We start from the raw sequence: 13,952 nt of genomic DNA, 5'->3' as shown, positions 1-13,952 counted from the left end.
CTGGCAGAGGACTAAAGTCTTGCAAACCCCATTACTCTCAAAATTTTTAAGTTTTCATAGTTCCACATGCTGGTTACATGCTGGTTTTTCTTTAAAATGAAAAATTTACTAAATAATCCCTTGTCATTATTAACCCTATTGTAATTATTCTCTTCTCAACTAATACAATTAGTTTTATCAAACTATAACATCTTAAAATTTCGCAAATACAGACTCGTATAATAGTGTTATTTGTTTTTAATACCAATTGCAATAATTAACGCAGTGGTGTAAAATGGGTTTTTAACTGATAAAGGTACTCAAATGGCTAGGTTAATATTACCACAAGGTTTTCATGGTCATGATTTTATAAAAATGATGAAACATGAGCCGCATGGTCGAAATCGTATACGTTTATTGGCGATGTATCACCTTCAATTAGGCAAATCTTTAAAAGCCATATCTGAAATAGTGAAGTCACACTGGAAAACTGTGCAATCATGGCTCAGAAGATTTAGGAATCATGGTTTTGAAGGATTATTTGAATCACAAAGAAGCGGCGCCCCTAGGAAGATTAACACTATACAAGAGTCTGCTCTTTTTGATAAAATCAATACGCTCAGTGAAAGTAAAACTGGTGGGTATATAACTGGAAAGGAGCTACATATCATGTTACTTGAGGAATATGGTGCTAAATGCGCTTTAAAAACAGTCTACAATACTATGCACCGCCTTGGTTTTAGCTGGATTACTTCTCGTTCAATGCATCCAAAGTCAAATCAAGAGACTCAAAATACATATAAAAAAACTTCCCAGACATGTTAACAAAATTATTACCAAAAAATATCGATAGATGTAAAGTTGATATATGGTCTCAGGATGAAACTCGAGTTGGGCAACAAGGTAGCTTAACTCGTATATGGGCTAAGCGTGGCACTAGACCCCGTAAAGTTCGGCAACAGCAATTCATTTCAACATATATTTATGGAGCTGCTTGCCATGATACAGGAGAAGCTTTTGCATTAATTTTACCATATGCAAACACACAGGCAATGAATAAATTCTTAGAAGAGCTTTCTCGCAGTATTCAAGGCAACCGACATATAGCTTTACTAACGGATAATGCAGGTTGGCACACAGCCAAAAAACTAACTGTGCCAAGCAATATCACTTTGATACCGCTTCCGCCCTATGCACCGGAACTTAATGCAATGGAACAAGTTTGGGAATGGATCAAAAATCATTTCTTGTCTAACCAATGTTATGGTGTATATGAAGATATCGTCACTATGGCTTGTTACGCTTGGAATCAATTTGCTCATAATGTAGATTTAGTAAAATCAATTATGTATAGAGACTGGATAAACACACCGTGTTAATTATTGCAATTGGTATAATATATCTTTCTAGCTAAAAATTAGAATCCTCTTATAAATACGCTTAAAATAGCTTTAAGTGCTATCTTTCTAAATTGCCATTGCACCATTATTAACTTTTATAAACTCAAAAGTAAAATTATGACTGTTAAAAGCATGCCTTAGATCCATACCATACTTCTGCTTAATGTAATCACCAATAAAGGCTGTTGCTGGCTTGAGAATGATTTTTTTGCAACTCATATCCTCCTCAACCACTTCTAACTGGCTAAACCATGCTTTATCAACAAATTCACCATAAGATTCCAGTAAATATTGCCGTACTTTGTACCACACTGACTGTGGATTTAGCTGGCTTAGTCCTAAATAGCTTGATTTTGATTTATCGGTAGTTGTGGTAGTTTGTTTGTTAATAATCTCCAAGTGCTGTACCTTGTTGCCGTATACCGCTTGTACTTGATTGAATAATTTGCTTTTTTCATGCTCAAGCAAGCTAATATCCTGTGTTAGCTTAATCCTGTATACATCGCCAAAGACCCCTAAGAAACTACAACTAGTCAGCAACTTATAGGCAGTATCACCCTCAAAGACTCCAGCAATCTTATATTTCAGTTGATTTGTTGGACTAGTGTCTAGACTCGCTTCTACCTTCTGCAAATAACTCTCTTTAGTCCTAGCAGTATAATCCATTTTGAAGTTAAAGCTCTCGTTATTTGCCAAAGCCGGTTGACGCATTTCATGCATCAAAGCCAAAGTCATGTAACTTAGCACGGCTTGCTTATTGCGAAAGTAATTATTGGGACGTTGCTCGCTTAGTCTCATCAACAACTTGTTGATAAAACTCAAGTTGAAGTCACGTCCTGATCTCATTCTTAGCACATCGCCATCGTCTTCAGTCAATGGGTGAAACTCCTCTAACTTCTGAGGCAAACCCCAACCTTTAACCTTGCTGGCAATTTTGCTAATCACACCAGCCAATTTTTGGCAAGATTGTTGATTAACCCCACCACTATCTGCATCATCATCTTTTGAGTCAGACTCTGACTCACTGCCTGAATCGCTGATTGGAGAGGACTCACTAGAATTTATGGGTGGTATCTTACTTACTGAACTTACCGCTCCTTCTGATTGAAAGTTTTGCTCTTGCGTTGACTTACCTTCCACCCAGTTTTGTTCACAATTTTTTTTATTTTCCCCACAATCATCGCTAGAATTTAGCGGTAGTATCTTACTTACTGAACTTACCGTTGCTTCCGATTGTAAACTTTGCTCTTCCGTTGATTTACCCTCTTCCAAACTTTGTCCACAATTTTCTTCAAAAAATTTTTTTTTGCCATATCTAGATATAAATATAGATATATTATTATCTATTATATTGAGTGGGGAAAAATTTTTTTCAATTTTTTCAGTTGAGGTGCAATTTTTTTCAGGTTGACCTGAAATTTTTTGCCGGTTAGGCTGAATATTCTGACCTATTGGGTTATGGTTTGTTTCAGATTGTTTTAAAAATTCTTGTTGATTAGAGTGATAATTAGTTTTACGGGAACTGACAAAATTTTTAAGAAGTTTGATACATTGGATATGAGGACATCTCATATTACGTATAATCAGAGTAGTTGAATAAAAATCAATCAAACCACTGTCTTTCAGTTCTAATAGACATTGCCTTACCCGTCTTTGACCAACTCCTAGCTTTTGCTGGAAAAAAAGATAGCCTTCCTGTAATTCTTCTACTTGCTTATCCCTCTTGTTATCAAATTGTAGGCGAGAAACTATCAGCGACAAAAGTTGACGAGCGGTGATACTTAATCGCTTGCCACAATTGTTAGTAAGATTTCGCCACTCATATGGAATGAAATTGTCAACTACATTGTAAAAGATAGTATCACGATTATCGACAAAAGTGGAGGGGAAAGTTAAAATTTCCGTCATATACCCTCCCTCTGTAGACCAGTTAGAGATGGACTTTTTAGGATGTTATATGTCAGGAATTTTAACTTGAATAACACATATAGAACACATATGGATTTTTTAGTGAAATTAGAAAAGTCCTGAAACCCTAATAAGTCTTTGGCGGGAGTGACGGGACTCGAACCCGCGACCTTCTGCGTGACAGGCAGACACTCCTTCCCTCTCCACCTCCTCTCTTAAACCTTTACTTATTAGCCTTTCAGAATTTTCTTACTCTTTTTAAGAATTTCATATGTGCACCATATGTGCTAATCCTGAAATTTGATCTACAAAAAAATCTATTTTCAACCCTATTACAAGGGGGAAAAGTATGACAGAATCATTAACTTTTTCTAACCCTTTAATTGAAAAACATGATATCATCTTTTATAACTTTGTTGGCAATTTTATCCCACCTGAATGGCGAAATCTTACCAATAATTGTAATAAACGATTAAGTACAACTTCTCGTCGACTTTTATCATTGATAGTTTCTCGTTTACAGATTTATCAAAAAGATAAACTATCAGAAGAATTGCAAGAAGGCTATCACTTCTTCGAAAAAGAACTAGGAGTTTGTCAAAGAAGGGTTAGACAATGTCTAAAAGAATTACAAACAAGTGGGTTCATTGATTTCACTTTAATTACTACAATCAAATATAACCTAAAATGCCGCAATATTTTATGTATCAAACTCCTTAAGAAATTTATGAGTTTTCGTAAAGCTAATGATAATTCTTATCACTTTAATCACACAAATAGTCAATCTAGCCATCGAAAAATTTTAACTCAATCAGAAGAAAAATCTAACCCGAATGAAAAAAAATTTCCCCCACACAATATAATAGATAATAATATATCTATATCTTTATCTAGATGTGAAAAAAATAAAAAAAATTGTGGACAAAGTTGTGGACAAAATTTGCCAGAACCTGAGTCAACTAAGGAGCAAAGCTTTAATTTGCTGTCTGAGGTAACGATAAGTCCAGGTGAACAAAGTTTGTCAGAGCTTGAATCAACTCAGGAGCAAAGCTTTAATTTATCGCCTGAGGTAACGGTAAACTCACTAAGTGAAGCGTTACCCGACAATTCAACAGACTGCAATTCTGGTGATGTAGCTCCAACCGATGATGAGTCAGACTCAGATTCAACAGGTGGTGGATATTCAGGGAATAATGGGGAGCAACAGCCAAGTAGGGAATCAGTAAGTTGGATTAGCAATATTGCCAAAAAGGCTAAAAACTGGTATGCATCTAAGAAGCTAGAGGAGTTTCACCCATTGACCAAAGAAGATGGGGCTTTGCTAAGAATGAGATCAGGTCGTGACTTCAATTTGAGTTATATCAACAAGCTGTTGATTAAACTTAGTGAACAATATCCTGATAATCGCTTTCCTTGCAAGCAAGCAGTACTGAATTACATGAAAATAGCTTTGATTCGTGAAATGCGTCAATCAAATTTGGTAAATAATGATAATTTTAACTTCAAGATAGACGATGTTACCAAGGCAAAAGAGGCTTATTTGTTGAAGATAGAAGCAAATCAGGATACTTCACCACGGAGTCAGTTAAAACGCAAAATTGCTGCAGCCTTTGAGCCTGATACTGCTTATAAATTGCTGACTAGTTGTCGGTTTGTAGGAGTGTTTAACGATGAATACAAGATTGATTTAGCAGATATATCTTTGTCAGACAATGATAAAAGCCAATTGCTCAATCAAGTGCAGGAGGTATACGGCAAGCAGGTTGATCTATTGGATATTATTAGCAACAAAACCACTGACAGTAGCAATAAATCAGCATCAGTGTATTCGGGGCTAAGTCAACTAGACCCAAAGTCAGTATGGTATAAAATAAGGGAATATTTGTTAAAGTCACAGGGTGAGTTCATCGACAAAGCATGGTTTAGCCAGTTAGAAGCCATTGAAGAGGATATGACTAGCAAGAAGATCATTCTCAAACCAGCCACTGCCTTTATTGGTGCTTGGATTCAGAATAATTACAGGAGAGCTTTGGAAGATGCTTGCAGCAGCCAGAATTTTACTTTTGAGGTTATCAATGCTGATAGAATGGTGGCGGTATAACATATGGCAAATAGAAGAAAAGATTAATTGTATTAAGCGAAAAAAAGAAAGATTACAAAGAGGTTAATAATAATCAACCAGTTACTGAAGGTTGAAAAGTACATATGAATCACATATGAAATTGTAAGGATTTAGAAAATATAAGAGTAATGCGGCTTGTAAGAATAGAGCCTCTGCTGAAACAGCAGAACCCCGACCCTAAATTTACCATTTATAGCTATTTTGATAAGATTTTTAGTAATTTTTGTCACTTTTTTATATTTTTTTGCAAAAATTGCCGCAAAATCATCCGGGGGTACATGCAGCATAAAATAGGGTATAGGGGGGCGTTTTACAAAAAATTTTTTTAAGGTAATTAATTATTTGTTATTAAAAATTTTCACTTTTTTAATTTTTATTTTTCAAGTGGTAAAAAGCCTGGAAGTCAGGTATAATAGAGGTAATTACAAGTGATTTTTAAAGAGACATATATGATTAAAAATTATGGTTTGTTTGAAAAATATTTAGCAAAGATATCATCTAGTACCATCAGTAAGTTTGGTTTAATAGAGGATATCTCTAATTTCCTATTATATCTTTGTGAGCATGGTAACATCATTATCGCCGCTAAGAAGGCTGGTTGTATCTCGCCACTTAGGTTGCACCGGATTATTAATAGCGATAAATATTTAGCCAAATGCGTTAATTTAGCTTTAGCCATTGCGGTAGATAGAGCAGAAGGGGTATTATATGACAGAGCAATTAATGGTTATGAGGAAGTGACTTATAACAAGGATAATCAGGCAATTGCTACTAAGAAAAAATATTGCTCTAAATCGTTGTTAGAATATCTTAAAGCTAATTCCCAGAAATATCAAATGAGAAAGAATGGTGCTAGTTACCATAGGAAAAATAGTGATGAAACTGAACAAACAGTAAAAACCCGAGAAATGGCAAAGATGATTGATGTAACTAACTTTGAAATAGAGTCTTATGGGGCAGATGGTTCAATTAATTAAGAAAAGTAAGACCACAGTGATGAAAACTACTAGTAAAGCTAAAGTCAACAAAGAGCTACCTAGATCTACGAGCAGCAAGTTTCCGGTGGACTGGTGTCCCTATCCATTTCAGCTACCTTTGTGGAGATATTTATATTCGGGTGGTAAGAAAGCTATTGCCATTTGGCATAGAAGGGCTGGTAAAGATATTATGGGTATTAATTGGATCACTGCTAGTGCTATTCGAGAAGTTGGCATTTACTGGTATGTCTATCCTACCTATAATCAAGCTAAAATGAGCGTATGGGATGGTATGACATTATCAGGACGTCCCTATATGTCATTTATCCCTAAAGGCATTATTGCTCGTAGTCAGCAATATAAGCAACGGATATTATTTAAAAATGGTTCAGTGATTCAGTTTGTTGGTAGTGATCGTTATGCTACTATCAGGGGTAGTGGTATTAAGGGAGCAGTTATCTCGGAATATTCTTACCATGATCCACGAGCTATGAGTTGTGTTATAGAGCCGATGGTAATTCGTAATAATGCCTGGTTGCTTTATTTGTACACTCCTTCCGATAATCCAAAACTGACACATGGTGAAGAATTATACCGGAAATACCAAGATAGTCCGGAAGTATTTTGCCAAATAAAAACTATTGAAGATACTACGGATAATGAGGGACAACCATTAGTCGATAAAAATAAGTTGGCTTCGGTCGACATGACTAATGAAGAGATTCAAAGAGAGTTTTATTGTGACTTTGCTGCTTATCGTTACAAGAGAGCTGATCAAGGTGGTACTTTTGTTGAACAATTACGGTTGGCTGAAAGTCAGGGGCGTATTGGCTATGTGCCATTTGATGCAAGCTATCAGGTTAACACTTACTGGGATATAGGTATTGTTGATTATACGGTGATTTGGTTTGTTCAAGAGAAAAAAGACTATATTGATATTATCGATTTTTATATGAATAGGGGTAAAAATTTAGAGTTTTATCTTAATCATTTAAGAACTAGACCGTATCAATATGGACGTAATGTATTGCCCCATGATATGAACCAAAGACAAATGCCAACTTTGGATACTCGCTTACAACAAGCCAATGAAATAGCAGAAAAAGTAGGCTTCCCACCTTTTGCTATTGGTAGGAAATATTTACGGGAAGAAATGATAACTAAAGCCAGAAATCTGCTAGGCACGTGCCGAATAGATGCTGAGAAATGCCAACGTGGCATTAACGGTCTCTATGAGTTTGATGCCACTAAAAGAGGCGTGCATTCTAGCTCCTCGAGAGCTACCGATATAACTGAGAGTTTTTGTTATTTAGCGATGGATGTTAAAACTGGTAATGAGCAACAGCAATCACAATATAACATACTAAAATATCGTAAAGTAATGAATGATTATAATGCTTTGGAGAGATGAAATGGCTGAAAGGGGGATAAATATAAATAGCTATAATATAGATGAGGTAATATAATGTTCTGGTTACCAGCCTTAGCAGTTGCAGGTTTAGTTGGAGGTTTTTTTAGCCGGGAGGTTTCTAAAGGTATTTCTAAGTATGTTCCTGGCGGCAAGTATCTTACTGGTGCTGATAAAAAAAGGCATACGCATAACTATGAGGAATCGCAGAATCGTTATAATAATTATGCTCGTGAGGCACAAAATACTATCAATAAGCTATCTCATGAATTACAACAGTCAGTGCATGGTTTACGTTCTCTAGAGGAGCAGAAATATCAAGCTAACGTTAGAAACTATGAGATGCAGAACCAATTAAATCACTATACTAGCCAATATGATAGTGGTTTAAAGAACATAGAAGCACAAAGAGCTAGGCTAGCTTCCTCATCTGAACAACTTAAACAATCTTTTGCAGCATTGCAACAGAAAGCTCCAGCCCTTGAAGCAAGAATGAGCGAGGTGGAACAATTACCAGGTGTCTTTCAAAATCTCTATGAGCAAGTAGCCAAGCAAAAAGAAAGTTTACGAGGCTTAACTGAAGAAGAAGCAGGCAGTACAATTGCCAAACATCAGCAAGACGTTGAATCGTTAAAAAAGCAACGTCAAGAAATGGAAGGCAGAATTCGTCAATCTATGAATGACATTACTAGGGAACATAAAAATCTTAGTATGGAAAAAGCTGATCTTGAGAATCAGTTAGGTAACTATCAAGCAAGTCAAGATCGTCTATTGCAAGATACTAGTAATTTTGATCAGGCAAGACATCAATTAACCAGCATCATTGAACAATATAAACAACAGCAAAGCATAGAAGATAAAATAACTGCTGATTATACTGAACGCCAAAAGCATATTGAGGGTTTACAAAATAAATTAAGGGATTATGGTTCATCTGCACAAAGTCAGTTAGATAGTTATGCTCACGATGTAAAGTGGCGGGCTGAGAAACTTCAGAAATCAGCCAACATTACAGGCTTGGTACAGGGGGCAGGTCTTGGTGCCTTAACCTTTGGAGCTGGAATGGGACTGGGAGCATTAGGAGGAGCAGGAGCAGCAACTGTAGCAGGAGGAACTTCAATACTTGGACAGCTAGGTTTTGGACTAAAATGTTTATCTCCATTAGTTGGTATTGGTCATTATATGAATACATCAAATATTATGCATAACCTTAGAGGGAGGATTGAACAAGTTGATCTTGCTAATAACCATCAATATGATGGTATGTCGGGCAATTTAGAGCAAATGGCAAGATATGGTCGATCAGGATTAGCAAAAACGCCGATAGCTGAGCTTGGTGGTTTAAAACAAGCAGTGGAGCATTTTAACATGCGGTCAGTACCACAATTAAAAGATTTACCGCAATTATCTGAATCTCTTGGCAAGATAGTATCGCTTAAGGATATTGAAGGGTTAACCCTTGGTTTGCCTAGCATGACGGCAGCTAGCGGTAAGAAATATAACTATCAGGTGTTGTATGATAATGACTTTATCAAGAAGCTCAAGAAAGTGTCAAAGAAACTTGGTACGCCATATTTAAACCCAAACTCAACTATAAACTCAAACGTAACAAGGAATATGGTGACAGCTTATGGCTGATAGTGATTTAAACAAAAAAATTGAATATTTTGACAATCTCAAGAGCAAGCGGGAGAAATGGCAGCAAGTATGGGATGAGCTAAAGAAATATGTTTGCCCACAAACTGAGAGTAATAAGGTAATATTTGATTCAACTTCTATTTGGTCAAGAGAGCAATTAGCATCAGGTTTACAAAGCTTGCTGGTAAATCCAGCAATAAATTGGTTTAACCTTACTATAGCTGCTGAAAATAAAGAGCAGCAGGAATATTTAACAACAGCTGAACGCAGCATGCTAGCCCAAATGTTAGAAAAATCTTTAATGGATATATTCAACAATCCGGCTTCTAATTTTTATAATCAGATTCATCAGTTTTTTCTAAATCTCGCTGCCTTTGGTACCGCGATATTCTATGTTGAAGAAGACCCAGAATTAGAACAAACTCTATTCTTCCGTAACATTAATTTACAAGAATGTTATTGTGAAGAGGATAAGTTTGGTTTTGTTAATACAATGTATCGACTATTTAGTATGCCGATAAAATCTGCGTTAGCTAAATGGTCAGACTTTGCTCCTTTCAATGAAAGATTAGCCAAAAATCCTGATGAAATAGTAGAAATATTACACATAGTTAGCCCGCAAGCTCAAAATCAGAAGAATAAAGGTAGAAAACCAATGGCAACAGCTAGCTCATTAATACTTGATTATAGCTCAGAATATATCTACCTAGCTGAACAAAAAATTATCAATCAATCAGGCTATTCTTATTTCCCATTTTTTGTGACGCGATGGGTAAAAGAAGAAGGTGAAGTATATGGCTATGCTCCGGCTCATCATGTGCTGCCTGATATTAAATTGCTCAATAGTTTAAGGCAAATTACCCTAAAAGTAGCCCAGAAACAGCTAGACCCACCATTATTAGTGCCAAAAGATGGGTATTACTTACCACTATATACTACGCCAGGCAGTGTTAATTTCTACCGTAATGGTATGGCAGATAAAATAATACCGCTAACTGGTATGGAAAATATCCTACCTACTGAAATTGAACAAAATCAATGTCGCGATGCCATATACAAAGCATTCTATATCGATATATTCAGGATGCAAAAGGAAACTCAATAACTAACCAGCTGAAGCTGGTAGGTTGAAGTTGCGACTAGAAGTCACGGATTTACTCTAAAGAGATATTCATTACATTATACCAATTGCAATAATTAACACGGTGTGTTTATCCAGTCTCTATACATAATTGATTTTACTAAATCTACATTATGAGCAAATTGATTCCAAGCGTAACAAGCCATAGTGACGATATCTTCATATACACCATAACATTGGTTAGACAAGAAATGATTTTTGATCCATTCCCAAACTTGTTCCATTGCATTAAGTTCCGGTGCATAGGGCGGAAGCGGTATCAAAGTGATATTGCTTGGCACAGTTAGTTTTTTGGCTGTGTGCCAACCTGCATTATCCGTTAGTAAAGCTATATGTCGGTTGCCTTGAATACTGCGAGAAAGCTCTTCTAAGAATTTATTCATTGCCTGTGTGTTTGCATATGGTAAAATTAATGCAAAAGCTTCTCCTGTATCATGGCAAGCAGCTCCATAAATATATGTTGAAATGAATTGCTGTTGCCGAACTTTACGGGGTCTAGTGCCACGCTTAGCCCATATACGAGTTAAGCTACCTTGTTGCCCAACTCGAGTTTCATCCTGAGACCATATATCAACTTTACATCTATCGATATTTTTTGGTAATAATTTTGTTAACATGTCTGGGAAGTTTTTTTATATGTATTTTGAGTCTCTTGATTTGACTTTGGATGCATTGAACGAGAAGTAATCCAGCTAAAACCAAGGCGGTGCATAGTATTGTAGACTGTTTTTAAAGCGCATTTAGCACCATATTCCTCAAGTAACATGATATGTAGCTCCTTTCCAGTTATATACCCACCAGTTTTACTTTCACTGAGCGTATTGATTTTATCAAAAAGAGCAGACTCTTGTATAGTGTTAATCTTCCTAGGGGCGCCGCTTCTTTGTGATTCAAATAATCCTTCAAAACCATGATTCCTAAATCTTCTGAGCCATGATTGCACAGTTTTCCAGTGTGACTTCACTATTTCAGATATGGCTTTTAAAGATTTGCCTAATTGAAGGTGATACATCGCCAATAAACGTATACGATTTCGACCATGCGGCTCATGTTTCATCATTTTTATAAAATCATGACCATGAAAACCTTGTGGTAATATTAACCTAGCCATTTGAGTACCTTTATCAGTTAAAAACCCATTTTACACCACTGCGTTAATTATTGCAATTGGTATTATTAGGCTGATGTGCATCTGAATGATTGTTAATGTAGTTATTGATTATATCATCAGTGACATTACCACTGGTTGAGCTAAAGAAGCCCCTAGCCCAAAAGTGGCGTCCCCAGTAAGTTTTTCTAATTTCAGGAAATTCTTGCTGAATTTTATATGATGAACGTCCTTTAGCTGCTTTAACAAACTGACTAATGGATATATGAGGTGGAATTTCAGCCATAATATGGACATGATCGGCAGATAATATTCCATTGATGATTTTGATACCAAGATATTCTGCTACCTGAGCAATAATTTCTCTAATTCTAATCCTGAGGTTACCTGTGAGTACTTTGTATCGATACTTAGTAATCCAAACGATATGGAAGCGGTGGTAAAATACGGTGTGGCTAGACTTACTATAATCAGTCATATATATTATTCTCTATTCAGAGAATAATATATATGATAACATTAGTAAATTGAAATATTTTAGAACAAGGACTGAAGTCTTTTCCGGCTGAAGCCGGAGGTTTTAACCAAATTTTGGGACAATAAAGAAATGACTGCCACTGAGGTGCAAATTAGGACGGAGGAACAATACCGTTTAATGTCTCCAATGGTTGGTAGAATTGAGAGTGAGTTGTTAAATCCGTTAATCATGGCAATATATCAAACGCTAATCAAATATAACAGAGTAACGTCAATTCGGGATAAGGATATTGTGAACATGTAGATTAAAATCAAATTTTGTTGAAGGTTTATTTTTCTTTAATGAGTAAGCAACAAGAGTAGATAATATATGGACAAAGGCATTTATTGGTGATCTATGTCTAGTATGTTCAAGGTTCATTTTATTGTCCCAAAATTTGGTTAAAACCTCCGGCTTCAGCCGGAAAAGACTTCAGTCCTTGTTCTAAAATATTTCAATTTACTAATGTTATCATATATATTATTCTCTGAATAGAGAATAATATATATGACTGATTATAGTAAGTCTAGCCACACCGTATTTTACCACCGCTTCCATATCGTTTGGATTACTAAGTATCGATACAAAGTACTCACAGGTAACCTCAGGATTAGAATTAGAGAAATTATTGCTCAGGTAGCAGAATATCTTGGTATCAAAATCATCAATGGAATATTATCTGCCGATCATGTCCATATTATGGCTGAAATTCCACCTCATATATCCATTAGTCAGTTTGTTAAAGCAGCTAAAGGACGTTCATCATATAAAATTCAGCAAGAATTTCCTGAAATTAGAAAAACTTACTGGGGACGCCACTTTTGGGCTAGGGGCTTCTTTAGCTCAACCAGTGGTAATGTCACTGATGATATAATCAATAACTACATTAACAATCATTCAGATGCACATCAGCCTAATAATGTAATGAATATCTCTTTAGAGTAAATCCGTGACTTCTAGTCGCAACTTCAACCTACCAGCTTCAGCTGGTTAGTCAGAACGCCCTCGCAAAGCGAGGGGCTTGACGGTTATGAGCAGCCCAAAGGGCTGCCATTGTTAATTAAAATTCTCCTGATTCGTCAGAGCCTAAACTATCAAGTTGCTCTTGATTCTTAATGTAGTGTTTGATCTGATTCTCTTCAAATCCTACAGTTGAGACCGCATAACCTCTAGCCCACAACTTTTCTCCATTAAAATTACGTTTTCGTCCACCAAACTGCCTAGCAACGGCTATAGCACTTTTCCCCTTGATATAGCCTATTACTTCAGCTACAGAATATTTAGGAGGAATCTTGATGAGCATATGCACATGATCTTGTACCATATGCCCCTCTATGATCTTGCTCCCACGTTGAAAAGCTAACTCATGGAATACGTTCCCAAGATATTTTCTAACCTTCCCGTACAATTCTTTTTTACGACACTTTGGAATAAACACAATATGATATTTGCAATCCCATTTAGAATGATTTAAACTTTCGTATGTTGTCATATATTTTCTCCTTTGACCGTCAAGCCAAAGAAGTTATATATGATAACTTTTTATTTTATACTAAATCTAAAGGCCAAGCCTTGATGGTCTCACTAGTCAAACTAGTGGCTTACCTATCATTGAGTTACGCTTTCGAAGTAAGATTTTTTCTTTCAAATCCATTAATTTATTTTCCATATTCTTCTTAATTCCATGAATCATTTTTAAGCCTCTTTCATATAAATTTAAGAACAAATTTTGCTTAATACGTCAGTTCGGGATA

At 35.9% G+C, this 13,952-nt stretch carries 14 protein-coding genes and 2 pseudogenes; 9 read left to right on the top strand and 7 right to left on the bottom strand.

Features of this window, described 5'->3' with window-relative positions; genetic code table 11:
• Positions 1-303 precede the first annotated feature (303 nt).
• Together NBW66_RS10920 and NBW66_RS10915 are read left to right on the top strand one after the other, a co-directional pair.
• Positions 304-804: a helix-turn-helix domain-containing protein gene (locus NBW66_RS10920; protein WP_250310542.1), complete on the top strand. Its 501-nt coding sequence runs from the start codon at positions 304-306 to the stop codon at positions 802-804.
• Entirely contained in the window at positions 798-1,358 is a 561-nt protein-coding gene (locus NBW66_RS10915) for an IS630 family transposase (RefSeq protein ID WP_250310543.1), read from the top strand. Before NBW66_RS10920 ends, NBW66_RS10915 begins: the two co-directional genes overlap by 7 nt.
• An 87-nt stretch (positions 1,359-1,445) precedes the next feature.
• Here the strand turns inward: NBW66_RS10915 and NBW66_RS10910 are convergent, their stop codons facing one another.
• Positions 1,446-3,287, bottom strand: coding sequence for a DnaA N-terminal domain-containing protein (locus tag NBW66_RS10910; protein ID WP_250310993.1), 1,842 nt, complete (start codon positions 3,285-3,287; stop codon positions 1,446-1,448).
• Positions 3,288-3,636: 349 nt separating this feature from the next.
• Here NBW66_RS10910 and NBW66_RS10905 point away from each other — a divergent pair, with 349 nt between their 5' ends.
• From NBW66_RS10905 to NBW66_RS10885, 5 genes are all read left to right on the top strand, one after another.
• Complete coding sequence (locus NBW66_RS10905; RefSeq protein WP_250310992.1) at positions 3,637-5,388, top strand: DnaA N-terminal domain-containing protein; 1,752 nt, start codon at positions 3,637-3,639, stop codon at positions 5,386-5,388.
• Positions 5,389-5,858: 470 nt separating this feature from the next.
• Entirely contained in the window at positions 5,859-6,386 is a 528-nt protein-coding gene (locus NBW66_RS10900; RefSeq protein ID WP_250310991.1) for a hypothetical protein, read from the top strand.
• A 19-nt stretch (positions 6,387-6,405) separates the two neighbouring features.
• Positions 6,406-7,797, top strand: coding sequence for a hypothetical protein (locus tag NBW66_RS10895; RefSeq protein ID WP_250310990.1), 1,392 nt, complete (start codon positions 6,406-6,408; stop codon positions 7,795-7,797).
• Positions 7,798-7,851: 54 nt separating this feature from the next.
• Positions 7,852-9,432: a coiled-coil domain-containing protein gene (locus NBW66_RS10890; protein WP_250310989.1), complete on the top strand. Its 1,581-nt coding sequence runs from the start codon at positions 7,852-7,854 to the stop codon at positions 9,430-9,432.
• On the top strand, positions 9,425-10,537 hold the full coding sequence (locus NBW66_RS10885) for a portal protein (protein ID WP_250310988.1): 1,113 nt from the start codon (positions 9,425-9,427) through the stop codon (positions 10,535-10,537). Before NBW66_RS10890 ends, NBW66_RS10885 begins: the two co-directional genes overlap by 8 nt.
• 92 nt (positions 10,538-10,629) lie before the next feature.
• On the opposite strand, the gene NBW66_RS10880 is transcribed toward NBW66_RS10885, so the two are convergent.
• Genes NBW66_RS10880 through tnpA (NBW66_RS10870) form a run of 3 tightly spaced genes read right to left on the bottom strand, consistent with a single transcriptional unit; the run spans position 10,630 to position 12,159 of the window.
• The gene (locus tag NBW66_RS10880) at positions 10,630-11,190 is read right to left on the bottom strand and encodes an IS630 family transposase (protein WP_250310543.1); all 561 of its coding nucleotides are present in this window, start codon (positions 11,188-11,190) and stop codon (positions 10,630-10,632) included.
• Complete coding sequence (locus NBW66_RS10875; RefSeq protein ID WP_250310542.1) at positions 11,184-11,684, bottom strand: helix-turn-helix domain-containing protein; 501 nt, start codon at positions 11,682-11,684, stop codon at positions 11,184-11,186. The genes NBW66_RS10880 and NBW66_RS10875 overlap by 7 nt, the downstream gene beginning before the upstream one ends.
• A gap of 43 nt (positions 11,685-11,727) precedes the next feature.
• Positions 11,728-12,159, bottom strand: a complete 432-nt coding sequence (tnpA, locus tag NBW66_RS10870; RefSeq protein ID WP_250310987.1) for an IS200/IS605 family transposase — start codon at positions 12,157-12,159, stop codon at positions 11,728-11,730.
• Positions 12,160-12,288: 129 nt separating this feature from the next.
• On the opposite strand from tnpA (NBW66_RS10870), the gene NBW66_RS15100 reads away from it, so the two are divergent.
• Entirely contained in the window at positions 12,289-12,462 is a 174-nt protein-coding gene (locus tag NBW66_RS15100) for a portal protein (protein WP_410525797.1), read from the top strand.
• Here NBW66_RS15100 and NBW66_RS10865 read toward each other — a convergent pair.
• A pseudogene (locus NBW66_RS10865) lies at positions 12,430-12,588 on the bottom strand (IS982 family transposase); the annotation flags it as partial. The gene NBW66_RS15100 and the pseudogene NBW66_RS10865 overlap by 33 nt on opposite strands.
• A 117-nt stretch (positions 12,589-12,705) precedes the next feature.
• Between NBW66_RS10865 and tnpA (NBW66_RS10860) the strand changes: the two are divergent.
• The gene (gene tnpA, locus NBW66_RS10860; protein ID WP_250310592.1) at positions 12,706-13,143 is read left to right on the top strand and encodes an IS200/IS605 family transposase; all 438 of its coding nucleotides are present in this window, start codon (positions 12,706-12,708) and stop codon (positions 13,141-13,143) included.
• 115 nt (positions 13,144-13,258) lie between these two features.
• On the opposite strand, the gene tnpA (NBW66_RS10855) is transcribed toward tnpA (NBW66_RS10860), so the two are convergent.
• Entirely contained in the window at positions 13,259-13,690 is a 432-nt protein-coding gene (gene tnpA, locus NBW66_RS10855; protein ID WP_250310729.1) for an IS200/IS605 family transposase, read from the bottom strand.
• 123 nt (positions 13,691-13,813) lie between these two features.
• Positions 13,814-13,936 (bottom strand): annotated as a pseudogene (locus NBW66_RS10850) (transposase); the annotation flags it as partial.
• Between the last annotated feature and the right edge of the window lie 16 nt (positions 13,937-13,952).

This window comes from Rickettsia endosymbiont of Oedothorax gibbosus (assembly GCF_936269705.1).
GTDB lineage: Bacteria > Pseudomonadota > Alphaproteobacteria > Rickettsiales > Rickettsiaceae > Tisiphia.
Note: the sequence above shows the minus strand (reverse complement) of the source record. Positions and strands in the feature narration are given on the sequence as shown.